Source organism: Bradyrhizobium sp. I71 (genome assembly GCF_022354745.1).
GTDB lineage: Bacteria > Pseudomonadota > Alphaproteobacteria > Rhizobiales > Xanthobacteraceae > Bradyrhizobium > Bradyrhizobium liaoningense.
The window spans coordinates 1,352,625-1,377,859 of record NZ_CP059398.1 but is presented as its reverse complement, the minus strand read 5'-3'; the positions used below and the strand labels follow the sequence as shown (position 1 = coordinate 1,377,859).

The following is a 25,235-nucleotide window of genomic DNA, read 5'->3' as shown; positions in this document are numbered from 1 at the left end:
GGAGGTCGTATCGCATCGACAGATGCGATACGGGAGAGGGCTCTCTCCTCTTGGGGGTTCTCGCGAGCGGAGAGATCCTCTCCCCAACCCTCTCCCGCACGCGGGAGAGGGAGCGCACCATCTCTGCGGAGGCTCCGTCGCATCACTTCGCTCACTTCAGCTTGCATTTGCTCTCCGGACGATCGTAGCCGAGCGTGTCGAGCTCGGAGACCTGGTGCAGGAATCCCTCCTGCGGCGACACCGACACCACCATGCGGCCGTCGACCAGCAGGATCGGCTGGCGCAGCTGCAAGTTCCAGTCGCGCAAGGTAAGCCGCGTGCCCTTGAACGCGGCGACGGAGAAGTCCGGGCCCTTGATGAAATCGGTCACCTTCTTGACGTCGCCGGAATTGGTGCGCGAGGTGGCTTCGCCGATCATGCGCACCGCGGTCCAGGCCTGCATGTCGAGCGCGGTCATGCGCCGCGAATTCAGCTTGAAGAAGCGGTTCTGCATCTGGATCGCGCCCCACTGGTCCTGCGCGGCGTCCCAGCTGCGCGGCACCAGTCCGGCCGAGCCCGCGACGGGCCGCGCATCCCAGGTGCGATAGGGCAAATAGGCGCCGAACACCTCGCTCTCGTCGGCGGCGACCAGCACGTCATAGGCCGGCGCCTGCTGAGTGAAGACAGGCATCTGGCGCTGGATCAGTGTCACGCCGCTATCGGTACGGCGTGCGCCGCCTTTGTCTTCGAAGGTGCGCTCCTGCACGATCTTGGCGCCGAACCGCGTGGCGGTGCGCCGGAGCGCATCGGCGAACAGCTTGTCCTCGTCATGGGAGCCGACCACGAGCAGCCAGCGCTTCCACTGCTTCCACACCAGGTATTGCCCGAGCGCGTCGGCGAGCATTGCCCGGGTCGGGGCGGTATGGATGACGTTGGCGCGGCAATCGGCCTCGCGCAGCCGTTCGTCGATGGCGCCGACGTTGAACAGCAGCGTGCCGCGGTCGCGTAAGGCGTCCGAGACCTTTAGCAGCGCATCGGCCGGCAGGTCGGTGACGATGAAGCCGTTCTTTTCGGCGAGCGCGGACGCCGCCTGCACAACGTCCTCGCCTTCCTTGATGCGGCGCTCCTCCAGCGTAAAGCGCTGGTTGAGGAATTTCCCGGTGGTGTTGTTGTCTTCGATGGCGAGGCGGGCGCCGGCAACGCCGTCATTCTCGGCGGGCTGCTCGACCAGGGACAGCGTCGATCTGGTGCCGGCGATGCCGAGATAGCCGACGCCGATCGTGACGGGGTCGGCCGCGAGCGCGCTCGTTGCGGCAAGACTCCAGCCGATCAGGCCGGCCAACCATCGGATCATGTTTCCTCCAGGTGTTCTCCCCGGCTTGACCGCCGGTGGAGAATTGTTTCTGCTTCAAGCATGACCGATTTGGCCCGCCTTGCAACCCCGCATTTCGTCCTCGCGCGCGCGAGACCGGGAATCACGATTATGCGAGCACTGATCTGTTTCTCGGCTTTGCTGTTGACGGGCTCGGTCGCGCTCGCAGATCCGCCGAAACTCGCGGTGTTCGATTTCGAGCTGATCGACACCAGCCTGCCCGGCGAGTTCTACGGCTCGAAGCCCGAGCAGGCGCGGCTCGAGCGCATCAGCGAGCAGCTCCGCAAGGAACTGGCGGATTCAGGCAAGTTCCAGATGCTCGACATCGCGCCGGTTCGGGATGCCGCCCGTCACGCGAATCTGCAGGCCTGCGGCGGCTGCGACCTCAAGCTTGCCGGACAGCTCGGCGCCGACCTGGAGATCACTGGCCTGGTGCAGAAGGTCTCGAACCTGATCATCAATCTCAACATCTATTTGCGCGACGTGAAGACCGGCGACATGATCACCGTCGCCAGCGCCGACATGCGCGGCAACACCGACGAATCCTGGTCACGCACGTTGAGCTATCTGGTCCGCAACCGCCTGCTGGCGCCGAATTACGGGAGGCCGGAGTAGAGGCTCGGCGAGCGCCGCTGCACCCACTTCGCTTGCGGGAGGTGGCTCGCCGCGCAGCGGCGAGGCGAGCGAGGGGCCTCCATGCGCGCGCCACCTTCTCCCACAAGAAGGGAAGGAAGCAGCGTGCGCGTGTGGCGCGCAGAGATCACGCCGTCAATCTCGCCGCATGCCAGTGCAGATGATCGCTCATGAACGTCGAGATGAAGTAATAGCTGTGGTCGTAGCCCACCTGCCGGCGCAGCGTCAGCGGGATATTGGTCTTGGTGCAGGCCTCCTGCAGCAGTTCCGGCTTGAGCTGCTCCTTCAAGAAATTGTCGGCATCGCCATAGTCGACCAGGAAGCCCGAGAATTTCGCACCGTCCTCGATCAGTGCCACCGTATCATGGTTGCGCCAGGTATCCCTGTTCGGCCCGAGATAGCCGGTCAGGGCCTTGATGCCCCAGGGCACCTGCGAAGGCGCCACGATTGGCGCGAAAGCGCTTGCCGCGCGAAACCGGTGCGGGTTGCGCAGCGCAACCGTCAGCGCACCGTGACCGCCCATCGAGTGACCCATCACCGATTGCCGCTTGACGTCGACTGGAAAGTGTTCCGCGATCAGCTTGGGCAACTCGTCGGTGACATAGCTCCACATCCGATAGTTGCGCGCGAACGGCTCTTGCGTCGCGTCGACGTAGAAACCGGCCCCTAAGCCGAAATCATAGGCGTTGTTGGCATCGCCAGGCACGTCCGGCCCGCGCGGTGAGGTGTCCGGCGCGACGAAGATCAGGCCAAGCTCGGCGCAGGCTTTGCGGAATTCGCCCTTCTCCGTGACATTGGCATGCGTGCAGGTGAGCCCGGAGAGGTACCAGACCACGGGTAGTTTGGCGTCGCTCGCGTGCGGGGGAACGTAGACCGAGAACACCATGTCGGTTCCGGTCGCCTGGCTTGCATGGCGGTAGACGCCCTGCACACCGCCATAGGATTTATTCGTCGAGACGGTCTGGATCGTCATGCCTGAAACTCCGTGGCATCTCACCACATCAACATTGCAACGCTTGTGTGACCGAAATTTGTGGCGTCGTCAGGCGACGCCACTGTCGATCGCCAGCCGCACCAGCTCGACGGAGGTTTTCACCCCGAGCTTCTGGCGCATGATGGACGAGGTATTGGCAACCGTCTTGTAGGACGATTGCACCAGCCAGGCGATCTCGGACAGGCTCTTGCCGGCGCTGAGCAGCCGCAGGATCTCCATCTCGCGCGCATTCAGCTTCGACAGCGGGCTTTGCGCCAGCGTCGGCCCTGCAAAGGCGATGCTGCGCGCGATCGCGGTCGGAAGGTACGTGCCGCCACCGCCGACGGCGCGGATCGCCTCGACGAGATCGTCGGGATCGCCGGTCTTGGAGACATAGCCTTTGGCGCCGCACTCGATCGCCCGCGCGGCGAACGCAGGATCGTCATTCATGCTGAACATGATGATGCGGGCGTCGGGCGCGCGCTCGAGGATGCGGCGCGCGAGCTCGAATCCGGAGACGGTCGGCAGGTTGATGTCGATGATGCAGAGCTCGGGGCGCTCGACGATGAAGACGCACTCGCCGTCTTCGGCGTCGGCGGCCTCCAAAATCTCGATCTCGCCCTCGTCCGCCAGCACGGCACGGCAGCCGGAGGCGACAATGGGATGATCGTCGACGATCAGAATGCGCATAGGCGTTCCCCGCGACAGCGCGTTTCCCGTGTTGGAATTTGCCTGTTTTGCGCCGCACGCTGCCGGCATGAGGAGCTGCGCGTCTCATGTGGCCTCATGCAACCCGGCTGGGATTGCTGTACGCTTCCGATTAGATATCCGGCGCTTCGCCTCTGTCAACGTCATCGGACAGGCGCGGGCATCCTTCGCGAGGCACAGGCGATACCAATGTGGCGAAATTTATCCTTGCGCGGGCGCATCAACCTCTTGCTGGCGCTGCTGCTGGCGCTGGGGCTCGCCGTCAATATCGGCCGGCAGGTCGCGGAGGCCGGGCCGCGCGTGCAGGCCGAGGACCAGAGCGTGATCCGCCTTGCCCGAGAGTTCATCGAGATGATCGTGGCGGATCTCAACGAGGCCCCCGATCCGGATGCCAGGCTCAACCAGATCGCGCGCGATCTCAGCCGCCTGCGCCACGTCAGCATCACGCTTCGGGACGCCGGCGGCCATCCGCTGACGCCCCCCCGGGCCGATGCCGACGCCGACACGCGCGCGCCGCCGACCTGGTTCGTCGCCCTGGTTCATCCCGAGCAGACCGCGGTCAGCGTGCCGGTCTCGATCCAGGGCAAGCCCGGCTCGCTATTGATCACCTCGCATCCCGACGACGAGATCGCCGAGATCTGGGACGGGATCGTGACCCAGCTCGAGGTCGGCTCGGTGATCGCGCTCGCGCTGTTCTTCCTGATGATGAACGTGGTCGGCCGGGCACTGGCACCGCTCCAGTCTCTGGCGGAGGCAATGGGGAAGCTCGAAGGCGGACATTACGATGCCCGTGTCGCGCCGGGCGGCGCGCCGGAGCTCGCCGCGATCTGCACCAAGCTCAACCACCTTGCTGCGACGCTTGGTGAGGCGGTCGAGGACAAGCGGCGTCTTGCCGAGCGTGCGGTGTCGCTTCAGGATGTCGAGCGCAAGGAGATCGCGCGCGAGCTCCATGACGAGTTCGGGCCTTACCTGTTCTCGCTGCGCGCGCATGCGAGCGCGCTGGCGAAGCTGGCGGACGGACGCGACCCGAGTGCGGATGCCGTGCGAAAACATGGCAGCGCCATGCTGGAGCAGATCAATGCACTCCAGCAATTCAACCGCCGCGTGCTGGAGCGCCTTCGGCCCGTGGGCCTTGCCGAGCTCGGCTTGCGCAAGGCGCTCGAATCCCTGTCGCGGCTATGGCGGCAGTCGCATCCCGACGTCGCGATCGAGACCGTGATCTCGCCGGCGCTCGGCCCGACCGGCGAGACGGCCGATCTCACCATCTATCGTATCGTGCAGGAGGCGCTCACCAATGTATTCCGCCACGCCGGTGCGACCGCGGTCAATGTCGTCATCGAGCCGGTGGAGCAGATGACTCACGACGGCCGCGGCTGCGCCCGGGTGCGGGTCAGCGACAACGGGCGCGGCATGGAGCCGGGGCAGAAGCTCGGCTTCGGCCTCGTCGGCATGCGCGAGCGGATCCTGGCGCTGGGCGGCACGCTCAACGTCGTCTCCGGCGATGCCGGCCTGACCGTGGAGGCCTTGATTCCGACTGCCTCGTCCTGATCTGAATGTGACGTCTACGACCTCCGGGAGAGCTCGAAATGCCGAAATTTGGCCGGTGGATGGTCCCGGTTCTGGCTGTCGTGATGGTGTCGGGATCTGCGCTGGCGGCTTCTCGCGGTGATCCCGTCAAGAAGTTCGATACCGACAGCGACGGGACGCTGGACCATATCGAGGTCAGGAAGGCGGCGACGGCGCTTTTCGCCAGGCTCGACCCGGATCACGACGGCACGCTGGACGTGCGGGAGTTGCGGGGCAGATTATCCGCCAAAGAGATCGCGGCCGCAGATCCCGACCACGATGGAACGCTCTCGGTGAATGAATATCTCGCCATCGTCTCTCAGCGCTTCGACGCAGCCGATCCGGATCACGATGGAACGCTGGATGGGAGAGAATCGATGACGCCTGCCGGACGCGCGCTGCTTCAGCTCCTGCAATAAACCGGCGGCTCGCGCGTCAGTTCGAGCTATCTGCGCCGCCCGCAAGCTCGCGCGCCCGGCGGAGCAGGTCGCTCGTGCGACGGATACCGAGCTTGGTCCTCGCCTGCTTGATCAGCCGGGCGACGGCCCGGGGCGTGATGACCAGCTCTTCGGCGATCGCAGAATATGAATTTCCCTGGCCAAGCAGGCTGAGCGCCTCTCGTTCTCTGCGCGTGAGTATGGCGACGTTGCCGGAGTCGACGTGATCGGGCAGGGGCACGCCGCGCAAATTGATCCGCTCGTCGACATAGCGATGGCCGAGCCGGACCTGACGCACCGCCTTTGGCAGTTCGTCCGGCGGAGAGTCCTTCAGCAAATATCCGATGGCTCCCGCCTTGATCGCGGACGCGACGATATTCGCGTCCGCATGCATGCTGAAAACCAGGATGCGGGCGAGCGGCGCATCCGAGGAGATGCGGTGCAGCAAGTCGACGCCGCCGAGTGCTTCTCCCGGAAAAGTCAAATCGAGGATGACGACCCCGGGCCGGTACTCCAGAAATGCTGCATAGCCGCTCGGCACATCGCGCGCAGCGACCACGTCCTCGACGTCCCCCAGCACGATGCGACAGGCTTCGGCAATGATGGGATGGTCGTCGACGACGAGTATGGGACTCAAGGGGTCTCTCTGAAAGGCATGATGTTTCAAAGGATTGAGGCGTGTCGCGAGCATCGGGTGAGCCGGCTGCGGCAATGCCTGCCGCAGCCGTATCGCCGCGTCACTTCTTCGGCCGTATTGCGTCGGCGGTGCCCTGGATGAAGGCCTGAATCTTCACGACATCGGCTTCCGTCAGCTTGCCCGTGAAGTCCGGCATGCCCTTGTCGCGGAACGGTCCCTTGAACACGATGTTCTTGAGGTTGGCGATCTCCTCCGCCGGCACGTAGCCGAGGTTGCGGACGTTGCCGCCCCTGTCGACGCCGGGCACGCCATGGCAGGTGGCGCAGGCGGCGACATAGAGCGCCGTGCCTTCGGGCACGTCCTTCGGATCATACTTCACGCCCTGGAGAAGGCCTTCGGTCTGGTACTTCACGAATTCCGGCAGCGGCGCCTTGCCGTTGAGCGCGAACGTGTAGACCGTCCCGGGACTTTGCCGCTCGGTCGCCCGCTGCGCCATGCCATAGACTCCGCCCCAGCCGACGGCGATCGAGACATACTGCACGCCATCGAGCATGTAGGTCGAGGCTGCAGCGACCACGCCGGTGCCGGTCGGCGTTTCCCACAGCGTCTTGCCCGTCGTGGCGTCATAGGCGACGAAACGACCATCCGCGGTGCCCTGGAACACCAGGTTTCCGGCCGTGGTCAGCGTGCCGCCGTTCCATGGCGAGGGGTATTCGACGCGCCAGGCTTCCTTCTGCCTGACCGGATCCCATGCGACGAGGCGTCCGAACGGAAGACTCTTGGGCGGCTCTCCGTTGAGCACGAAGCCGACATTCCAGCCGGTGGCGCCGCCGAATTTGCCCGGCGTTGCGGCATTCTGCTTGAACTTCTTTTCCGGAATGAGGTTCAGCGGCACGTTCTGGGCCGGCAGATAGACCAGCCCGGTTTGCGGGTTGAACGACATCGGATGCCAGTTGTGGGCGCCGTAGGGTCCCGGGATCGAGTCGTAGGCCGCGTCGCCGCGCGCGGCCGGCACCTCGATCGGGCGGCCGTTGGCGTCGTAGCCGGTGGCCCAGTTCACATCGACGAAATTCTTCGCCGAGATGAATTTGCCGTTGGTGCGGTCGATCACGAAGAAGAAGCCGTTCTTGGGCGCGTGCAGGATGACCTTGCGCGGCGCGCCGTCGATGCTGATGTCGGCGAGGATCATCGGCTGGGTCGAGGTGTAGTCCCAGTGATCGCCGGGCGTCTCCTGATAGTGCCAGGCGTATTTGCCGGTGTCGGCGTTCAGCGCCACGATCGAGGCGAGATAGAGATTGTCGCCTCCGGCGGGGCTGCGCACGTTCCGGTTCCAGGGCGAGCCGTTGCCGGTGCCGATGTAGACGAGGTTGAGATCGGGATCGAAGGTGATGGTGTCCCACGGCGTGCCGCCGCCGCCGTTGAGCCAATACTGGCCGGCGGGATCCCAGGTCTTGGCCGCCTTCTCCATCGACTCGTCCTCGAACGGCTTCGACGGATCGCCGGGGACGGTGAACCAGCGCCAGAGCTGGTTTCCGCTCTCGGCATCGTAGGCGGTGACGTAGCCGCGCGCGCCATATTCGGCGCCGCCTTGTCCGATCACGACCTTGCCGTTGAAGACGCGCGGCGCGCCGGTGATGGTGTAGGAATGCTCGTGGTCGATCAGCGTGTCCTTTTCCCAGACCTTCTTGCCGGTTGCCGCGTCGAGCGCGATCAGGCGGCCATCATAGGCGGCCACGAACACCTTGCCCTTGTAGAGGGCAACGCCGCGGTTGACGACGTCGCAGCAGCCCTTGTAGCCGAGCTCGCGGTTGACTTCCGGATCGAAGGTCCAGATGCGCTTGCCGGTTCGCGCATCGATAGCATGCACGACGCTCCACGAGGCGGTCTGGTACATGATGCCGTCGACGACGACCGGCGTCGCCTCGACGCCGCGCGAGGATTCGAGATTGTAGGACCAGACCAGGCCGAGGCCTTTGACGTTGTCGCTCGTGATCTGATTGAGCTTCGAAAAGCGGGTCTCGGCGTAGTCGAGACCGATCGTCGGCCAGTTGTTGGACGTTGCGGTATTGGCCTCGATGTAGGCGCCGTCGACCTGCGAGGTGATGGCCTTGATGCTCTCCGGCGTCGGGGTCTTCGCGGAATCCTGCGCAGACGCGGCGGTGATGGATGCGGCGAGGCCCAAGCCTGCGAGAAGACCTACGACAAGATTGCTGCGGACTGGCCGAGCCGATGAATATCGAGCGGAAAAGCGGTCCCCCCACGTCATCATTTTCCTCCTGTATTCTTGATTGCCGTAAAGGCACCCCGCCCGCGAGGGCGGGGTGAGTCTACGGATGAATGACTCGCGATCGGATCGCGATGTCGAGCCAAGGATTGCACGAAGGTCTTTCGCGAGGTTCGGCAAAAAGTCTCGCGGCGGCCGGGAATAGTTCCCGGTCGCGCCCGATGAGGCTCGCGCAGCCGTTGGACGGACCGGGAATAATTCCCGATTTGGTCGGGAATTCGTGCGCCGGACCGGGCGGACCTTTTACGGCTGGTGCTCTTCGGCTGTTGGCCTGTATCGTTCGCCTAACCGGCGGGGAACCGAGAGAGCCGGACGATACGGGTGGAGGCGGGCAGGAATGGGCGTTCGTGGTCTGGTCATCATTTCAGTTTCCACGGGAATGGTCTTTGCGACTGATGCTGTTGCCGCTCAGGACGAGGAGACCAACGTCCAGAACCTGCCGCCGGTCGAGGTGGCGGCGCCGCCGCCTTCGGCGGCGAGGCGCGTCGCACCGGCGCGACCGGTCGCGCGCGTGGGGACGCCGGGCTCCGCCGCCCCGAGGACACGGCTTTATGTCTATCCGACCTCGCCGGGCACGGGCAGGGGTCTCGATGTCGACAAGGTCCCGTCGGCGATCAATGCCGTCGATGCCAGTCAGATCAAGCGCACCAATTCGCCGAATATCGCCGATGCCCTGCAGCAGTACGTGCCCGGCGTCAGCATCAACGAAGTGACCGGTAATCCTTTTCAGCCCGATATTCAGTTTCGCGGTTACGTTGCTTCACCTCTGGCCGGGACGCCGCAAGGGCTCGCCGTCTATCAGAATGGCGTGCGCATCAACGAGGCCTTCTCCGATATCGTCAATTGGGATCTGATTCCGACGGCTGCGATCCGGTCAGCGGTCGTGGTGACCAACAACCCGGCGTACGGCCTGAATGCCCTCGGCGGCGCCATCGATCTGCAGATGAAGAACGGTTTCAACTATCAGGGTGCCGAAATCGACATCATGGGCGGCTCGTTCGGTCGCATTCAGGGTTCTGCGCAATGGGGCAAGCAGGTCGATGGAAACTGGTCTGTCTATGGTGCACTCGAAGGCATTCACGACAACGGCTTCCGCAATTTCTCGTCATCGGACGTCCGGCGCTTCTACGGCGACGTCGGCTATCGCTTTGAAGGGAACGAATTTCACCTCAATGGTGGCGTCGCCAACAATTCGCTGGCTGGTCCCAGTACTGTTCCGGCCGAATTGCTCCAGCAATATTGGGGGGCCACCTACACGACGCCACAGACCATCTCCAACAAGGTCGCTTACCTCAACTTGACCGGCAAGGTGGAGGCGACGCCGACCTGGACCTTTGAGGGCACGGCACGCTTGCGGCGCTTCAAACAAAGTACGGTCGACGGTAACCCGACCGATACCCTGCCTTGCGACGATCCAACCCTGTTGTGCTTTGACGATGATGACGTCCCAGCATTCGGCCTGAATGGCGTGCAGCTCGCCAACACCTTTGGGCCTGGTGCCATTCTCAGCCAGATCGATCGCACCAGCACAAGGTCAACCTCGTTTGGCGTGTCCGGACAGGCGACCAACACAGATCAGGTGTTCGGTCATGACAACCGTTTCGTCATTGGCGCAAGCTACGACCTCAGCAACACGCAATTCAACGGCAGCACGGAACTGGGAACAATAGGCACGAACTACGTCGTCACGGGCAGCGGGATATTCCTGGGCCAGTCAGGCGAGCCGACATCAATCGGCCCGGTATCGCTGCGCACCGTCAACCAGTATCAGGGACTTTATGCGCTGGACACGTTCAACGTGACGGATCGCTTTGCGGTTTCCGGAGGTGGGCGGTTCAATGCGGCCCATATCTCGCTGATGGACCAGCTCGGCACCGCGCTCAACGGCGAGCACGATTTTTATCGCTTCAATCCCATCATCGGGGGCACCTTCAAGATTACGCCCGAAATAACAGCCTATGCCGGCTACTCCGAAGCCAACAGAGTGCCGACACCGCTCGAGCTCGGCTGCGCCGATCCGGCGCGGCCGTGTATCATCGGACAATTCCTGGTCGCCGACCCTCCACTAAAGCAAGTGGTATCCAAGACGGTGGAAGCGGGCTTCCGCGGTACGAAGGAGCTGATGATCGGTTCGCTCGGATGGAAGATCGGCGCCTTCCGGGCCACCAACTACGATGACATCGTCGCGACCCCGATCCCGGGCTTGACCGGTTTCGGCTTCTTCCAGAACGTTGGTCGCACGCGCAGGCAGGGGCTCGAAGCCGAGGTGAGCCTGAAGTCGAACGTGCTGCAGTTCCAGGCGAGCTATGCATTCCTCGATGCGCGCTTCCTCGATGCGCTAACGCTGGGCTCGGATAGCCCGTTCGCAGACGCCGACGGCAATATCCAGGTCTTGCCGGGCAATCAGATTCCGCGCCTGCCGCGCCATCTCATCAAGGCCAGCGTCGAATACGCAGTTACCGATGTCTGGAAAGTCGGTGGCGACGCGCTCTTTGTCTCAAGCCAGTTTTTCGTTGGCGACGAATCCAACCAGTTTCCGCAGTTGCCGTCCTACGCGGTTTTCAATCTGCACACGTCCTATCAGGTCACGAAGAACGTTCAGCTCTATGGTCGCGTCAACAATATCTTCGACCACCGCTACTCGACACTCGGCACCTTCTTCGATCGCGACGCCCTGCCCAACTTCACCAATGGCGGCGCGGAGTTCGTCGACCCGCGCTCGCTGAGCCCGGCGAGGCCGCGCGCGTTCTATGCGGGCATGCGCGTGACGTTCTAGGCGTATACGAAGCGCAGCGGATTCAATGCTGGCGCAGGTCTCAAAGCGCGAGGCGATTGGGATGATTCGTTGTCGCGCTTTGGGTTATTCTTCGGGCATGATCGTTTCGGCAAGCCGCACACTTTTCCGGATCGGGGTCTGAACTAGGCCAGTCCCAGGCCACCATCGACTGCGAGAACTTGGCCCGTCATCCATTGTGAGGCGGGACCTGCAAGCTGCACGATCCATCGCGCGATGTCATCGGGAACGCCGCGCCGCCCGAGCGGAATTCGCGTGCGCTCTTCGTTCTTGACGGCTTCTGCCGCTTCCGCGGACAATCCCATCATTCCGGTCAAGGCGCCGGATTCGGTCGGGCCGGCCGCGATCGCGTTCACCCTTACTCCAAGTGGCGCGAGTTCGAGCGCCCAGCAGCGTGTCAGGTGTTCCAGCGCCGCCTTGCTTGCGGCGTAGTGGGACAGTCCCGCGGCCGGCCGGTGACCAAACGTCGAGGAGATGTTGATGATGGTGCCCCGCGTTGCCTGCAGGTGAGGAAGGGCGGCGCGGGCCAGCAGGCTCGGACCGACCACATTGACGGAAAAGATGGCCGTGATCCGCTCGGCCGCGGCATCCGACAACGGAAGGATGGCTCCCGCGCCGGCGTTGTTGACGAGCGTGTCCAGCCGGCCCCATCTGCCGATCGCCTCGGCGATGGTCCGCCCGGCGTCTTCTGCGGAAGCGGTATCTGCAATCAGGCCCGCGATGTTCTGATGCTCCGCCATCGTCTTCTCAATAGGCCCGGCACGACGGCCGGTGATGAGCACTTTGTCGCCTTGGTTGGCGAGGCGGAGAGCTGCGGCTCGACCGATGCCGGAACTGCCGCCGGTGATGATCACGACTTTGTTTTCTTGCATGTTCGTTCGCGTGGTTGCGCCGTTCGAAATCGCCGGAGCGATCGTAGACCAACGCTTCGGCTTCGACGGCTCAGGGCATGTGGAGTCCCCGGGGCGCAAACGCATCGCGATGAGCGCGCGCCCCGGTTTGGATTCGTCCGGCAAGCGCTCAATAGTCCCAGGACACGGGCACCCAGCGGAAAGCGTCGCCGGCAACAGCGACATGACCAACGGACGGGAACGGCATATGCGTGGCCACCAGCAGTTCGCGGTTCGCCGCAAGCTCCCGCAAAAGGTTCACTCTGACGCGGGCGGCTTCCTCGGGATCGTGTTCGAAGCCGTTGTGCCAGTCAGGATGTTCGAATCCGACGGTGAACACGAGGTCGCCGGCGAATGTCAGTCGCTCGCCGCCGGAGGTCAGGCGGACCACGCTGTGCCCGGGGGTGTGACCGCCGGTGCGGCAGACCACCACCCCCGGCGCGACCTCGAACTCGGCGTCAAACGTCCGGAGCTGGTTGTGGTATTCGTGCGCGAACCGCTTGGCCGTCTGTCGAAGTGCGTCCGGGAAGCCCGGCGGCATGGAGACGCGGGAGAAATCGGGCGACTCCCAGAACTTGACTTCGGCGGCTGCCACATGGATTCGCAGGTCCGGACGCAGCCGGTCTTTCACGCCCTCGACGAGCAACCCGCCGACATGGTCCATGTGCATGTGGGTCAGAACCACGTCGGTCACGGATGCCAGATCGATGCCGGCGGCCTCCAGTCGCCTGACCAGCTGCCCGGCTCGCGGGAGGTGCAGGTCCGGGTCCAATCCGAGCCCGGCGTCGATCAGAATGGTCTGCTCTCCGCTGCGCACCACGACCACGTTCAACGCCCAGTCGAACGCGTCCGGCGGCAGGAACATGTCGTCCAGCCAGGCCGCGCGGACCGCGGGGTCGGCATTATGCGCCAACATCTTGGCGGGTAGCGGCAGCACGCCGTCGCTCACCACCAGCACGTCGATGTCGCCGACCTTCAGCGCGTAGCGCGACGGGACAAGCTCTTCGGGCTTCGATGTCGCGGGGTAGGAGGTGTTGTGCAGGTTCATGTTGGTCTCCTGTTGCGGTTCTTGTTCTGGCTGGTCTCTGTTTGAGCAGGCCGCGCCGCCAGGGGAGCGCCGCCTGCCATCGCGTCGCGCGTTAGAGGCTGGTCACGCGTTCCGGATCGGCAGACGCGAGCGCGGCGGCGCGTTCGGCCTTCGGCGGGTAGATCCAGACCGTGTTGATCTCCTGTTTCGTCTTCTTGGCGACATCACCGACCATCTCGACCTCGCGATCCCAGCCGCGGGTGAACAGTGCGCCGGCTTCGCCGAGATCGAGACAGGTGACGTAGGCCTTCTGGTGGTAGGGCCTGGTCGGAACGCCGAGCAGCTCGGCGGCGGCATTGTTGCCCGCAAAGGCGCCCATGCGCGTGGCGTGCTGGCAGGACATCAGTGCGTAATTGCCCTCGTCGTCGCAGGCGGCACGGGCCGCATCGCCGGTCGCGAAGACGCCCTCGACGCCTGGCACCCGCAAGCAGCGATCGACCAGCAGCCGGCCGAAATTGTCGCGCTCGGCGGGGATTTGCGCCGTCAGAGGGGCGGCACGGATACCCGCCGCCCAGATCACGGTTTCGGTTTCGATGTGTTCGCCGCTGGACAGGGTGACACCGGACTCGTCGAGCGAGGCGACGCCGGCGCCGAGGCGGGTCTCCACGCCGAGCTTGTGGAGGGCGCTCTCGATGACCGGCCGCGGACCTGCGCCCATGTCGGGTGCGATCGCGCTGTTGCGCTCGACGATGATGACGCGAGTCCTGGCATTCGGGCCGAGGATTGCGCGGAGCCGCGCCGGCATTTCGGTGGCCGCCTCGATGCCGGTGAAGCCGCCGCCGGCGACGACGACCGTGTCGCGTCCGTTCACGGCCGGTCGCCTGGCAAGGCCATGCAGGTGCCGGTCGAGCGCGATCGCATCGTCGAGCGAGTCGACGCTGAACCCGTGCTCGGCAAGTCCCGGGATGTTCGGGCGGAACAGCCGGCTGCCGGTGGCGACCACGAGGCGATCGTAGGAGAGCGTCTTCTTGGTGCCCTCCGCCGTGGCGATCCTCACCATGCGGGATTGGGTTTCAACCGTCTCGACGCTGCCCCGAACATAGGCGACGTCGATCGCCTCGAGCACATCGAGGAGCGGTGCCGTCAAGGTCTCCGGATTCTTCTCGTAGAGCCGCGGGCGGACGACCAGCGTCGGCTCGGGTGCGACCAGCGCGATCTCGAGTTCGTCGGGCGAGACGCCCTGGATCTCGCGCAGGCGGGCTGCGGAAAGGGCGGCATACATGCCGGCGAAGCCGGCGCCGATGATGACTAGTCGCATTGACGGTCTCCTTTGGTTGATCTTCCTGGGCACAGGCGCGTTGCCGCTGCCGCGGCGGGTTTGCGGCGAATCCTGTCGCGGTCAGCGACGACGCGAATGAGTGAAGCGAGCTTGCTGGCGCTTATTGGAGCGGGCAGCCGGTCGGCCAGCCTTGACGAAAGACGATCGACGGCGCGAACTTGCGGCTCCAGTCCTGATAGGGAAGGCGGGAGCTGTCGCCCGTCATCACTGAAATCACCGGGTGAGCGCGTTGTGCGGATTGCGGCGGGATGTCATCACCTGTTGCTGAAGTGAAGCGAACAGTCAGCGTAAGTCCGTACACGACCGCGGTGGCGAGACCCTTGCGTGATGAGGTGATGGCCAACCGGTGGACAAAGTCTTTCCCGATCATCATTTGCCTCCGTCATGGGATTGGACATGGTGGTGGTCTAACCGATCAGGCGCGGCGCTGCCCCAGCGCGATTGCTGTCGCTATCGAGCGATTGCTGCTAACGCATGCGCCTGCGCCATTCGCTCGGCGTTTCGCCGGTGAGCTTCCTGAAGGCCGCGGCGAACGCCGTCTGCGAGGAATAGCCAAGCGCCGCAGCGATCGAGACGACGGGGTCGTCGCTCTCCCGCAGCATGCTCATGGCCTGCTCGAGCCGGTGTTGGCGCAGCCAGGCATGCGGCGAGAGCCCGGTGCTCTCCTTGAAGGCGCGGCAGAAGTGAAAGCGCGAGAGGTCGGCATCGGACGCCAGCGCATCGAGGGAGACGTCCGCATCGCTGTCCGAGCGCAACCGTTCGATCGCGCGGAGCAGGACCTTCGGCGACAGCCCGCCCATGGTCGGTTGGAACGTGGCCGGTGAACCCGTGTGCGCCGCCAGGACGCGCGTGGCAAGAAGATCCGTCACCTGGTGCCGGAACAGCGTGTCGAGGACCCCATTGCCTTCGAGCGCATCCGCTGCGCTCAACAGCAGTCGGGACGTAATGGGGTCAGGGTGCGCGGTCCGCTCCAGCAGGTCGGTCGCTCCTGCGATCCCGGCTTCGCCGGCAACGCGCTTCAGTGTCGTATTCGGAAGGTAGAGCTGAACGACATCAACGGGCTTCGGAATGTCCCATCGGGAGCTCGATCCTTCCGGGATGATGATCACGACTCCAGGACGAAACGTGCCGATCGAAACCGATTTTCCCGATCGGCGCTCCATGCGCTGCATCACGCCGTTATAGGCCATGATCACGTGGTGGCTCATGGGCTCGACGACGTCATGCAATGGATCGTGTTTCCAGTGCGCGATCCCGGCGCCGGAGGAGTCCAGCGCCATGCGGGTCGGTTCGGTCCTGAGCACCCGCGCCATCTCCGCCTCGGCGTTGCGTCGCTCGGACATGGCGATGTCGACGGGTTGTGCGCTGGGCAGGGGTGGCTGGCCCCTGGACGGGGGATTGCGCATGAGTGCGGTGCTCCCGGTCATGGCGTGGCTCCTTCTGATCGCTTGCTGCCTCAGATCAGGTGTCCGTGCTTTTACGGGTCGGCGCGAGTTCTATGCGGCGCAGAGGCTCCGGGTCTTGCCTGGAACGGTTCTGTTTTGCCCGATCCTGCTCCGGGCAATCGTGCGGGTTTCACGAACGCACGATGAGCGACTTGAGCTGCCGCCCCGGCGCCGCAGGCTTGCGTCGCCCTTAACCGATCAGAAACCATGGAAAATGATCTGAAAATTTTAATGAAACTGCTCGGTCTTCTGCGCGTCGGTTTGTCGGAGGGCCCGTCTGATGACAGAACGCCAGTTGAGAGAGCAGGAATTCCTGATCGCGCGTTATCGGCATTTGGAGCGCGAAGTCACCGACCCGCTTGCCGCGCATCTCCTTCACAGCATCATCGAGGAGCTCGAGGCCGAGCTGCGCAAGGAAAGACCGGATTGGCACGGGCACGGTCATTAACGATTTCTTGGCATTAAATCGTGCCAATGGTCCGCGTGGGAATACCAGGGGAGACTGCTCCCATGCTGAAGGACGGCACCTACGCGGCGTGGTACAGGACGCCCCTCGACCAGGGTACCGGGATCGTCCATGTCGCAGACGGCCAGATTTGGGGCCGTGACAGCCTGATGACGTATCACGGCTCCTGCTCGGTCGATGGCGAGCGCTTCACCGCGACCGTATCGACCAAGCGTCATACCGATGGCCGTTCGACGGTCTTTGGCGTTGAGGATGAGCTCACGCTGGACATCGAGGGACGCTGCCCCGGCAAGATCGCGACTTACACCGCGACGGCACAACAGGTGCCGGGAATGATCCTTCATGGCACGCTTATCCTGACGGAACAGCAGCCGCCTGCACGCGAACGAGCCGAGCAACTGCCGGCGTTCAATCCCGACAAGCTGCGAAAATTGCCGAAGCGCTCGCGCTGATCGCGGCCACGGCGCCAGTCGCCTGATCGTCTTGAACTGACATCCTGCCGGCGACAAACCCGGCGAGCGACCGAGGACTTCTGCTCCGCGGCAGCCTCACAACGTGGTCGATCCTGACCCCCCAGTTGAACTTACCAACAGGCCAATGCTCTTCTTCGGGTAGAAGGTGCTCGGTAACTCAACCGATTAACGCATTATTAGAAGGCTCTATCGAAAATGGCTCGAGAAGAAAATAACAACCCTGCCGGGTTGCAATACCCGGAGCATTTGCGTGAATGTACCTGCTCTCCTGGCCGCAGAAAATCTCATCGCTCGTGGCACTCGCTCCGATCGATCAGTCGCGACCGTCGTGTTCGCCCTGCTCGCCGTCGCCTCGCTTCTCCCCACGCTGCTTGCTCCCGTTCCGGCGATGGGGGACTACGTCAACCATCTCGCCCGAATGTATATTCTGAGCCAAATGGGCAGCGCCAATGCCAACCCATACTACCAGGCGGCCTGGGCTTTCTATCCTAACCTGGCGATGGACCTGGTGGTCCCGCAGATGGCGCGGCTGTTCGGCGCCGAGAATGCCGCCCGGCTGTTTCTTCTTTTCAGCCAGATCTTGGTCGTCGGCGGCGCGCTCGCGCTCGAATGGGCTGTGAAGCGGCGTGTTCACCTCGCCGGTTTCGCGGCGCTCATGTTCCTCTACTGCCTTCCGTTCTCCTGGGGGTTCATCAATTTCGAAGGCGCCCTCGGCATCGGTCTCTGCAGTATCGCCGCCTATCTGGTCGTTGCCGAGCAGTCAGCGCCTGTCCGTTTCGTTGTCAACGCAGCTTCCGTTATGGTGCTGTTTGCGGCGCATTTCTTTCCCTTGGGAGTCTATGGCGCGACGCTTGGGCTCTATGAGTTGTGGCGCGCCTTCGACCGGAAGTGTCCTGCGCGCGATGTCGCACTGCGGTTCGTCACGCTCGTGATACCGGTCGTAGCCCTGTTGGTCATCATGCGGCTGACCGCCGGCTCTGTCGGAAGCGAGGGTACCTTTTGGTATTTTAACTACAAGCTGCTCTGGCCGTTCTTCATCATGAACGGCTACAGCATGGCTGTCTCGGGAGCGAGTGCGATCCTGCTCATGGCAGCATTATATGTCGCCGCCAGGTGCAGCATGCTCAAGCTGAAGCCTGCCGGGATCTGGATCGCAACCGGCTTCGCGCTCCTCTATCTTGCTATGCCGCCGACGCTGTTTGGTACGGCGTTTGCGGATATCCGGGTTCTTCCCGCAGTCGCCTTGATCCTTCCGGCCTTCTGCTCGCTGTCATTGCCCAGTCGGCGATGGACGATGGCTGCGCTCGCCGTGGTCGGGGGCATAACGCTCGCCAATCTGGGCGTCGTGCTCGAGACCTGGCTGTCCTACCGTTCAGAGTATTCAGCCGTCATCGAGTCTTTTCAGCATATCGATCGCGGTTCGAAGATACTGATTGCGACCACCGGAGAGAGCGAGGATCCACCATTCAAGGACCTCACCCAATATCCGATGTATTATGCGCCGACGCTCGCGGTGCATTACGCGAATGCTTTCGTGTCGAACGTATTCACCGAGACCGGCAAGCAGCCGATTCAGGCGCGCGCCGAGGTCCGGCGTCTCGTCATCTCGAATGGGGGGCTTGTGCCGATACGCCGCCTGAGTGCAATTGCCACAGGAGAGACGGCGGCTTCCGATGACACCGGCGTCGTCCGCACCTGGTATCGAGATTTCGACTATCTTTATCTGGTGGGCCCGACCATCGCGAACCCGCTGCCAGAGCTGCTGAAGGAGTTGGACAGGTCCGGGCGCTTCGTTCTCTATAAGATCCGCCGTACACCTTAAAGGAGGGCCGAGGGCGCTTCTCCCAGCTTTGCGATCGATCCAACCAGGCAAAGGGGAGGGCAATCTGCCAGGTCAGCAATTCTGCACCCTCATCCCGCGTTCGCCCGCTTCTCAAACCGCCCTGGACACGCCATTGTGCGCCCGCAACAGTTCGGAAGCGGAGAGGCATCAATGTCGAACATGGTCTCGCGTCGCCGGTTCGCGAAAATCGCGGGGCTGTCCGCAGCCGGGATGACTGGCGCGCTCGACGCCGCCGAAGCCAAGCCTGCACGGCCGCTGCGCGGTGGAAGCAGCTTTCCGTCGGGCTTCGTCTGGGGCACGGCGACCTCGTCCTACCAGGTGGAAGGCGCGGTCGACGAGGACGGGCGAGGGCCGTCGATCTGGGATAAGTTCGTGCGCATTCCCGGCAAGATCGAGGACGGCACCACGGGCGACCGCGCCAATGAGCACTATCACCGCTACAAGGAGGACATCGCGCTCATCAAGGAGCTCGGCTGCAGGGCCTATCGCTTCTCGGTGGCCTGGCCGCGGCTATTTCCGGACGGCGACGGCAAGCCCAACCCGAAGGGGCTCGACTTCTACAATCGTCTCGTCGACGAGCTCCTGAAGAACGGCATCGAGCCGTGGCTGACGCTCTATCATTGGGACCTGCCCCAATCGCTCCAGGACCGTTTCGGCGGCTGGCGTTCGACGGATACCTGCAAGATCTTTGGTGATTACGCGGCCTATGTCGCCGAGCGACTGACCGACCGGGTCAGGAACGTGTTCACGCTGAACGAGAGCGGCCGCTTCGTCTATTTCGGTTACGGCATCGGGATCGACGCGCCGGGCCTGACGCTGCCGCAGGCCGATGTCAACCAGATCAGGCACAACAGCGCGCTGGCGCACGGGCTCGCGGTGCAGGCGGTGCGCGCCCATGGCCGCCGCGGCACCCGTGTGGGACCGGCCGAGAACGTCGATGCCTGCGCCCCCGCGATCGACACGCCGGAGAACGTTCGCGCCGCGGAGATCGCGCTGCGCGAGATGAATGCCGGCTATCTCAACGTCATCATGACGGGGCGCTATACGGACGCCTTCCTGAAATTCGCCGGGCCCAACGCGCCGAAATTCACCGATGCGGAGCTCAAGATCATCTCCTCGCCGGTCGACTTCCTCGGCCTCAACATCTACGCGCCACAGAATTACGTCGTGGCCTCCGACCAGGGCGCGGGCTTCATGCCGCTGCCGATCCCGAAATCGTTTCCGCACATGAATTCGGATTGGCTGCGCGTCGGGCCCGAGACGATCTACTGGGTGCCGAAGCTGGCGGCAAAGATCTGGAAGACGGATGCGATCTATATCAGCGAGAACGGTGCATCCGGCGACGACGCGGTGACGCCCGACGGCAAGATCTACGACACCGACCGCATCATGTACTTGCGCAACTATCTCGCCCAGCTCCAGCGCGCCACCAGCGAGGGCGTGCCGGTGCGCGGTTATTTCCTCTGGAGCCTGATGGACAATTTCGAGTGGGTGTATGGCCTCAACAAGCGTTTCGGGCTCTACCACGTCAATTTCGACACCCAGGTTCGCACGCCCAAACTCAGCGCCAGCTTCTATCGCAACGTGATCGCGAAGAACGCGGCAGGGGTGTAGCGGCGGTCTAGGTCTCTTCGCCTCTCCCCGCCTGCGGGGAGAGGCCGGAATTTGCGATAGCAAATTCCGGGTGAGGGGGACTCTCCGCGAGTCCGTCTGCCACCGAGTTTGCGGAAGCTCCCCCCTCACCCGGATTTTCCGCTGCGCGTAAAATCCGGCCTCTCCCCGCACGCGGGGAGAGGCGAAGAAGCCCGTCCAGATTGACTCTCCTCTCCCCGTTATTCAGAACTGTCCTCAACACTCATAACAAGAGGACAGCGCCCATGACCGACGCACTCATCATCGATGCCTGCCGGACCCCACGAGGCATCGGCAAGGCCGGCAAGGGAGCGCTCTCCGGCATTCATCCGCAGCAACTGGGCGCAACCGTGCTGCGCGCGCTTGCCGATCGCACCGGCATCGATACGGCCGACGTCGACGACATCGTCTGGGGCTGCAGCGCGCAGGTCGCAACCCAAAGCGGCGATCTCGGCCGCATGTCCGCGCTCGATGCCGGCTACGACGTGCGCGCCAGCGCGGTGACGCTCGACCGCTTCTGCGGCTCCGGCATCACCAGCGTCAACATGGCCGCAAGCTCGATCATGGCCGGCGCCGAAGACCTCGTCATCGCCGGCGGCTGCGAAATGATGTCGATGGACGGACGCCGCGGCGGCGGTCCGATGATGATGGACGGCGGCAATCTCCGTCTGCGCGCGCGGCATCCGCAGTCGCATCAGGGCGTCTGCGCCGATGCGATCGCGACCATGGAAGGCATCACGCGAAGGGATGTCGACGCGCTCGGGCTGGAGAGCCAGAAGCGCGCCGCGCATGCGATCGCGAACGGCCACTTCAAGAAGAGCCTCGTGCCGGTCCACCGCGAAGACGGCAGCCTCGCGCTCGACCACGAGGAGTATCCGCGGCCGCAGACCACGATGGAAGGCCTGAGCAGCCTGAAGCCAGCATTCCCCGCGATCGCGGACTACGCGCTCGATGACAAGGGCACGACCTATCGCGGCCTGATCCTGCAAGAATATCCCGATCTGAACATCGACTTCGTGCATCACGCCGGCAATTCCTCCGGCGTCGTCGACGGCGCCGCCGCGATCCTTCTGGCTTCGCCCGCCTACGCCAAGGCGCATGGCCTCAAGCCGCGCGCCCGCGTGGTCGCGATGGCCAACATGGGGGACTCGCCGACCTTGATGCTGAACGCGCCGGTGCCGGCGACGCGCAAGGTGCTGGCGAAGGCGGGCCTCACCATCGACGACATCGACCTGTTCGAGATCAACGAGGCCTTTGCGGTGGTGGCGGAGAAATATATCCGCGACCTCCAGCTCGACCGCGCCAAGGTCAACGTCAATGGCGGCTCGATCGCCCTCGGCCATCCCATCGGCGCCACCGGCTCGATCCTGATCGGCACCGTGCTCGACGAACTCGAGCGGCGCGATCTCAAGCGTGGTCTCGTCACCATGTGCGCCGCAGGCGGCATGGCGCCCGCCATCATCATCGAGCGCGTCTAGCCGATCGCCCCTTACTTTCTCCCTGTTTTTGCGGGGCGTAAGACCGGCGACATGTGATCCGACCCTTATTTTTCAGGGTGAAACACGACCGGCCTTTCACAAAGAGGCCGGTCTTCGCTTGTCGAAAGCGGCGAATCAGTTCTAGCAAGATGTCGTGCGGGCCTTTGAAACAAGGCAAAATCCGCTGCTCAAGGCTCCTTCCGCACTGGAAGTGGCTAAAATGCAGGGTTTTTTGCCACAGAGGGCCAAAAAAGCCCGTAAAATCGCGACAAAACTGTGCAGAAGGCTATAGGCCTTCGCCGGTTGGTCTAATATGCAGCCGTCACGAATCAGAGGAGACACGATGGCAACCCAAATGTCCAAATCGCAGTTGATCGAAAAGATTGCGACCGCCACAGAGCTTTCCAAGCGCGACGTCAAGAACGTCATGGAGACGCTGACCGACGTCGGCCACAAGGAGCTCAAGAAGAACGGCCTGTTCCTGGTGCCGGGCTTCGCCAAGTTCGTGGTCATCAAGAAGCCCGCGACCAAGGCGCGCAAGGGCACCAACCCGTTCACGGGTGAAGAGATGATGTTCAAGGCCAAGCCGGCCCGGAAGATCGTCCGCGCCCGCCCGGTCAAGGCCGCCAAGGACGCCGTGTCCTAGGAACGCAAAGACCCCCTTGAAGGAGGGGGCCTTTTGTTTGGGGCAGCCGCGAGGGCTTGAGACGGAGGGCTCAACCCTTGCGGCGCTTCACCCGGACCGGGACCGGCTGAAGCCGCGGCTCAGGCGCCGCAAGCGCATCGCGAACCCGGTCGATCGCGCGATCGAGCAACTGGCGCAGCCGCTGCGTCTTGCGCGATCTCTTCGCTTTCTCCAGCAGTTTCTTCATCGCATTCACTCCGCAGCTTCGACCTTGACCTCGGTCGGCTCGAGCGCCGCGGCGATGGCCTCGTCGACGCGCTCCAGCCAGATGAATTCAAGGTTGTCCCGCGCGCTCTTCGGGATGTCGTCATAGTCCCGCTTGTTGCGCGCCGGCAGCATCACCCGCTTCAATCCGGCGGCTGCCGCAGCCACCACCTTCTCCTTGATGCCGCCGACCGGCAGCACCAGGCCGCGCAGCGAGATCTCGCCGGTCATGGCGGTGTCGCTGCGCACGGTGCGGTTGGTGAGCAGGGACGTCAGCGCCGTGAACATCGCAACGCCCGCGCTGGGCCCGTCCTTCGGGGTTGCTCCCGCGGGCACGTGAACGTGGATGTCGCTCTTCTCGAACGCTTGCGGATCGATGCCGAGCTGCGAGGCACGGCTCTTCACCAGCGTCATCGCAGCCTGCACGCTCTCGCGCATAACGTCGCCGAGCTGACCGGTCAGGATCATGCCGCCCTTGCCGGGCACCTTTGATGCCTCGATGAACAGGATGTCGCCGCCGACCGGCGTCCAGGCAAGGCCGGTGGCCACGCCCGGAACGCTGGTGCGCTGGGCGATCTCGCCTTCGAACCGCGGCTGGCCGAGCACGGTGGCGATGTCCTTCGGCGCGATCACGACCTTCGTGGCCGTGCCTTCGGCGACCTGCACCGCGGCGTGACGGAACAGCTTGCCGATCTCGCGCTCGAGGTTGCGCACGCCGGCCTCGCGGGTATAGCCCTTGACCACCAGCTTCAGTGCCTCCGGCTCGATCTCGGCCTGCTCGGCCGAGAGGCCATTGGCCTCGAGCTGCCGCCGCACCAGATAGCGCTGCGCGATCTCGAGCTTCTCGTCCTCGGTGTAGCCGGCGAGGCTGATCAGCTCCATGCGGTCCAGCAGCGGACCCGGGATCTGGTCCAGCATGTTGGCGGTCGCGATGAACACCACGCGCGACAGGTCGAAGGGCACGCCCAGGTAATTGTCCCGGAACGTCCCGTTCTGCTCGGGGTCGAGCACCTCCAGCATGGCGGCGGAAGGGTCGCCCTGCACGCCACGGCCCATCTTGTCGATCTCGTCCAGCATCATGACGCAGTTCCGGCTGCCTGCCTTCTTGATGGCCTGGATGATGTTGCCGGGCAGCGCGCCGATATAGGTGCGCCGGTGCCCGCGGATCTCGGCCTCGTCATGCACGCCGCCCAGGCTGACGCGCACGAAGGGACGATTCATCGCCCGGGCGATGGACTGGCCGAGCGAAGTCTTGCCGACGCCGGGCGGGCCGACGAAGCACAGGATCGGAGCCTTGCCCTGCGGGGCGAGCTTGCGCACCGCCAGATATTCGATGATCCGGCTCTTGATCTTCTCCAGGCCGAAATGGTCGGCGTCCAGGATGCGGCGCGCCTCCTTGATGTCGATCGGCTTCTCCTCGGGCAGCGCCCAGGGCAGCTCGATCAGCCAGTCGAGATAGGTGCGGACCATGCCGGCTTCGCCGGCGGCTTCCGGCATGCGCTCGTAGCGGCGCAGCTCCTTCTTGGCGTGCGCCTCCGCCTCCGGGGGCATGTTGGCCTTGGCGATCGCCGCCGTCAGCTCGGTGACCTCGGCCGCCTTGCCGTCGCCTTCGCCGAGCTGGCGCTGGATGGTCGCCATCTGCTCGCGCAGGATCGCCTCGCGCTGCCGCTCGTCGAAGGAGGCCTTGGTCTGCTGGCCGATCTCCTTGCTGATGCGCAGCACCTCCAGCCGCTCGGCCAGGTGCTTCGACACCTTCTCCACGCGGAGAGCGAGGTCGATGGTCTCCAGCACCTCCTGCTTGTCCTGTGGCTTGATGTCCATGAACGAGGTTGCCAAATCCGCCAGCGCGCCGGGCGCGCTGGTGCCCTGGAACATCGCCGCCAGCTCGGGCGGCGCCTGCGGCAACAGCTCGATCGCCTCGATCGCCTGGCGCTGCAGGTTCAAAGCCCGCGCCTCGATCTCCGGCGAGGTCGTGGTCGGCTCGGGGATCTGCTGGATGCGCGCAGCCGGGAACGGCGTCCCCGGCAGGAAGTCGAGGATGCGCGCGCGCTGCACGCCCTGGCAGACGATGTGGTGGGTGCCGTCGGGCGCGGTGATGTAGCGCACGATGTTGGCGATGGTGGCGACCCTGTAGAGGTCGTCCGGCCCGGGCTCCTCGGTCTCGGGGCTGCGCTGCAGGACGATGCCGATCGGGCGCTGCTCGCGCAGCGCCTGCTGCGCGGCGGCGATGGACTTCGCCCGGCCGATCGTGATCGGCGCGATGGCGCCCGGAAACAGCACCATCTCGCGCACGGGGATGATGATCAGCGCGTCCTCGGGGATCTTCACGTCGTTATTGGTCTGTTCGTTGTTCATCTGTTCGTTGGCCAT

22 protein-coding genes are annotated in these 25,235 nt (G+C 64.1%); 10 read left to right on the top strand and 12 right to left on the bottom strand.

The window, feature by feature from the left end; translation table 11 throughout:
• Positions 1–151: 151 nt before the first annotated feature.
• Positions 152–1,333, bottom strand: coding sequence for an ABC transporter substrate-binding protein (locus tag FJV43_RS06800; protein ID WP_239625607.1), 1,182 nt, complete (start codon positions 1,331–1,333; stop codon positions 152–154).
• Between the two features lie 60 nt (positions 1,334–1,393).
• Here FJV43_RS06800 and FJV43_RS06795 point away from each other — a divergent pair, with 60 nt between their 5' ends.
• Positions 1,394–1,966 carry a DUF3280 domain-containing protein gene (locus FJV43_RS06795; RefSeq protein WP_239625604.1) on the top strand — a complete coding sequence of 191 codons (573 nt, stop codon included), beginning with the start codon at positions 1,394–1,396 and terminating at the stop codon, positions 1,964–1,966.
• A gap of 145 nt (positions 1,967–2,111) precedes the next feature.
• On the opposite strand, the gene fghA is transcribed toward FJV43_RS06795, so the two are convergent.
• Positions 2,112–2,957 (bottom strand): S-formylglutathione hydrolase, encoded by an 846-nt coding sequence (gene fghA / locus FJV43_RS06790; protein ID WP_239625602.1) that lies wholly within the window; start codon positions 2,955–2,957, stop codon positions 2,112–2,114.
• Between the two features lie 69 nt (positions 2,958–3,026).
• Positions 3,027–3,647 carry a response regulator transcription factor gene (locus FJV43_RS06785; protein ID WP_239625600.1) on the bottom strand — a complete coding sequence of 207 codons (621 nt, stop codon included), beginning with the start codon at positions 3,645–3,647 and terminating at the stop codon, positions 3,027–3,029.
• 207 nt (positions 3,648–3,854) lie between these two features.
• Here FJV43_RS06785 and FJV43_RS06780 point away from each other — a divergent pair, with 207 nt between their 5' ends.
• Together FJV43_RS06780 and FJV43_RS06775 are read left to right on the top strand one after the other, a co-directional pair.
• Positions 3,855–5,213, top strand: a complete 1,359-nt coding sequence (locus FJV43_RS06780; protein ID WP_239625598.1) for a histidine kinase — start codon at positions 3,855–3,857, stop codon at positions 5,211–5,213.
• Between the two features lie 38 nt (positions 5,214–5,251).
• Positions 5,252–5,650 carry a calcium-binding protein gene (locus FJV43_RS06775; RefSeq protein ID WP_239625597.1) on the top strand — a complete coding sequence of 133 codons (399 nt, stop codon included), beginning with the start codon at positions 5,252–5,254 and terminating at the stop codon, positions 5,648–5,650.
• Positions 5,651–5,666: 16 nt separating this feature from the next.
• Here the strand turns inward: FJV43_RS06775 and FJV43_RS06770 are convergent, their stop codons facing one another.
• On the bottom strand, positions 5,667–6,359 hold the full coding sequence (locus FJV43_RS06770) for a response regulator transcription factor (protein ID WP_239625595.1): 693 nt from the start codon (positions 6,357–6,359) through the stop codon (positions 5,667–5,669).
• A gap of 46 nt (positions 6,360–6,405) precedes the next feature.
• Entirely contained in the window at positions 6,406–8,571 is a 2,166-nt protein-coding gene (locus FJV43_RS06765) for a PQQ-dependent dehydrogenase, methanol/ethanol family (protein ID WP_239629338.1), read from the bottom strand.
• A gap of 355 nt (positions 8,572–8,926) precedes the next feature.
• On the opposite strand from FJV43_RS06765, the gene FJV43_RS06760 reads away from it, so the two are divergent.
• Positions 8,927–11,365, top strand: a complete 2,439-nt coding sequence (locus FJV43_RS06760) for a TonB-dependent receptor (RefSeq protein WP_239625593.1) — start codon at positions 8,927–8,929, stop codon at positions 11,363–11,365.
• 143 nt (positions 11,366–11,508) lie between these two features.
• Here FJV43_RS06760 and FJV43_RS06755 read toward each other — a convergent pair whose 3' ends face one another.
• From FJV43_RS06755 to FJV43_RS06735, 5 genes are all read right to left on the bottom strand, one after another.
• The gene (locus FJV43_RS06755; RefSeq protein WP_239625591.1) at positions 11,509–12,399 is read right to left on the bottom strand and encodes an SDR family oxidoreductase; all 891 of its coding nucleotides are present in this window, start codon (positions 12,397–12,399) and stop codon (positions 11,509–11,511) included.
• Between the two features lie 4 nt (positions 12,400–12,403).
• On the bottom strand, positions 12,404–13,321 hold the full coding sequence (locus tag FJV43_RS06750) for an MBL fold metallo-hydrolase (RefSeq protein ID WP_239625590.1): 918 nt from the start codon (positions 13,319–13,321) through the stop codon (positions 12,404–12,406).
• 91 nt (positions 13,322–13,412) lie between these two features.
• Entirely contained in the window at positions 13,413–14,618 is a 1,206-nt protein-coding gene (locus FJV43_RS06745) for an NAD(P)/FAD-dependent oxidoreductase (RefSeq protein ID WP_239625588.1), read from the bottom strand.
• 121 nt (positions 14,619–14,739) lie between these two features.
• Positions 14,740–15,009, bottom strand: coding sequence for a hypothetical protein (locus tag FJV43_RS06740; protein WP_239625586.1), 270 nt, complete (start codon positions 15,007–15,009; stop codon positions 14,740–14,742).
• A gap of 97 nt (positions 15,010–15,106) precedes the next feature.
• Positions 15,107–16,066 carry an AraC family transcriptional regulator gene (locus FJV43_RS06735; protein ID WP_239625584.1) on the bottom strand — a complete coding sequence of 320 codons (960 nt, stop codon included), beginning with the start codon at positions 16,064–16,066 and terminating at the stop codon, positions 15,107–15,109.
• Between the two features lie 298 nt (positions 16,067–16,364).
• On the opposite strand from FJV43_RS06735, the gene FJV43_RS06730 reads away from it, so the two are divergent.
• The 6 genes from FJV43_RS06730 (at position 16,365) to FJV43_RS06705 (ending at position 22,622) form a co-directional block, all read left to right on the top strand.
• Complete coding sequence (locus tag FJV43_RS06730) at positions 16,365–16,532, top strand: hypothetical protein (protein WP_162832023.1); 168 nt, start codon at positions 16,365–16,367, stop codon at positions 16,530–16,532.
• A gap of 62 nt (positions 16,533–16,594) precedes the next feature.
• Positions 16,595–17,002, top strand: a complete 408-nt coding sequence (locus tag FJV43_RS06725; RefSeq protein ID WP_239625582.1) for a hypothetical protein — start codon at positions 16,595–16,597, stop codon at positions 17,000–17,002.
• A 271-nt stretch (positions 17,003–17,273) separates the two neighbouring features.
• Entirely contained in the window at positions 17,274–18,845 is a 1,572-nt protein-coding gene (locus FJV43_RS06720; protein ID WP_239625581.1) for a hypothetical protein, read from the top strand.
• A 171-nt stretch (positions 18,846–19,016) separates the two neighbouring features.
• Positions 19,017–20,480: a GH1 family beta-glucosidase gene (locus FJV43_RS06715; RefSeq protein ID WP_239625579.1), complete on the top strand. Its 1,464-nt coding sequence runs from the start codon at positions 19,017–19,019 to the stop codon at positions 20,478–20,480.
• Positions 20,481–20,743: 263 nt separating this feature from the next.
• Positions 20,744–21,976, top strand: coding sequence for an acetyl-CoA C-acetyltransferase (locus FJV43_RS06710; protein ID WP_239625577.1), 1,233 nt, complete (start codon positions 20,744–20,746; stop codon positions 21,974–21,976).
• A 343-nt stretch (positions 21,977–22,319) separates the two neighbouring features.
• Positions 22,320–22,622 (top strand): HU family DNA-binding protein, encoded by a 303-nt coding sequence (locus tag FJV43_RS06705; protein ID WP_035705209.1) that lies wholly within the window; start codon positions 22,320–22,322, stop codon positions 22,620–22,622.
• Positions 22,623–22,692: 70 nt separating this feature from the next.
• Here FJV43_RS06705 and FJV43_RS06700 read toward each other — a convergent pair whose 3' ends face one another.
• Positions 22,693–22,848, bottom strand: a complete 156-nt coding sequence (locus tag FJV43_RS06700) for a hypothetical protein (RefSeq protein ID WP_162832024.1) — start codon at positions 22,846–22,848, stop codon at positions 22,693–22,695.
• Between the two features lie 5 nt (positions 22,849–22,853).
• Positions 22,854–25,235 (bottom strand): endopeptidase La, encoded by a 2,382-nt coding sequence (gene lon / locus FJV43_RS06695; RefSeq protein ID WP_239625576.1) that lies wholly within the window; start codon positions 25,233–25,235, stop codon positions 22,854–22,856.

Excerpts from the sequence above, each read along its gene's own strand:
- fghA (WP_239625602.1), bottom strand. The coding sequence starts at position 2,957 with ATGACGATCCAGACCGTCTCGACGAATAAATCCTATGGCGGTGTGCAG.
- FJV43_RS06745 (WP_239625588.1), bottom strand. The coding sequence starts at position 14,618 with ATGCGACTAGTCATCATCGGCGCCGGCTTCGCCGGCATGTATGCCGCC.
- FJV43_RS06775 (WP_239625597.1), top strand. The coding sequence starts at position 5,252 with ATGCCGAAATTTGGCCGGTGGATGGTCCCGGTTCTGGCTGTCGTGATG.
- FJV43_RS06750 (WP_239625590.1), bottom strand. The coding sequence starts at position 13,321 with ATGAACCTGCACAACACCTCCTACCCCGCGACATCGAAGCCCGAAGAG.
- FJV43_RS06710 (WP_239625577.1), top strand. The coding sequence starts at position 20,744 with ATGACCGACGCACTCATCATCGATGCCTGCCGGACCCCACGAGGCATC.
- lon (WP_239625576.1), bottom strand. The coding sequence starts at position 25,235 with ATGGCCAACGAACAGATGAACAACGAACAGACCAATAACGACGTGAAG.
- FJV43_RS06735 (WP_239625584.1), bottom strand. The coding sequence starts at position 16,066 with ATGACCGGGAGCACCGCACTCATGCGCAATCCCCCGTCCAGGGGCCAG.
- FJV43_RS06760 (WP_239625593.1), top strand. The coding sequence starts at position 8,927 with ATGGGCGTTCGTGGTCTGGTCATCATTTCAGTTTCCACGGGAATGGTC.
- FJV43_RS06800 (WP_239625607.1), bottom strand. The coding sequence starts at position 1,333 with ATGATCCGATGGTTGGCCGGCCTGATCGGCTGGAGTCTTGCCGCAACG.
- FJV43_RS06785 (WP_239625600.1), bottom strand. The coding sequence starts at position 3,647 with ATGCGCATTCTGATCGTCGACGATCATCCCATTGTCGCCTCCGGCTGC.
- FJV43_RS06705 (WP_035705209.1), top strand. The coding sequence starts at position 22,320 with ATGGCAACCCAAATGTCCAAATCGCAGTTGATCGAAAAGATTGCGACC.
- FJV43_RS06730 (WP_162832023.1), top strand. The coding sequence starts at position 16,365 with ATGACAGAACGCCAGTTGAGAGAGCAGGAATTCCTGATCGCGCGTTAT.
- FJV43_RS06765 (WP_239629338.1), bottom strand. The coding sequence starts at position 8,571 with ATGACGTGGGGGGACCGCTTTTCCGCTCGATATTCATCGGCTCGGCCA.
- FJV43_RS06740 (WP_239625586.1), bottom strand. The coding sequence starts at position 15,009 with ATGATCGGGAAAGACTTTGTCCACCGGTTGGCCATCACCTCATCACGC.
- FJV43_RS06715 (WP_239625579.1), top strand. The coding sequence starts at position 19,017 with ATGTCGAACATGGTCTCGCGTCGCCGGTTCGCGAAAATCGCGGGGCTG.
- FJV43_RS06700 (WP_162832024.1), bottom strand. The coding sequence starts at position 22,848 with ATGAAGAAACTGCTGGAGAAAGCGAAGAGATCGCGCAAGACGCAGCGG.
- FJV43_RS06780 (WP_239625598.1), top strand. The coding sequence starts at position 3,855 with ATGTGGCGAAATTTATCCTTGCGCGGGCGCATCAACCTCTTGCTGGCG.
- FJV43_RS06770 (WP_239625595.1), bottom strand. The coding sequence starts at position 6,359 with ATGCTCGCGACACGCCTCAATCCTTTGAAACATCATGCCTTTCAGAGA.
- FJV43_RS06725 (WP_239625582.1), top strand. The coding sequence starts at position 16,595 with ATGCTGAAGGACGGCACCTACGCGGCGTGGTACAGGACGCCCCTCGAC.
- FJV43_RS06795 (WP_239625604.1), top strand. The coding sequence starts at position 1,394 with ATGACCGATTTGGCCCGCCTTGCAACCCCGCATTTCGTCCTCGCGCGC.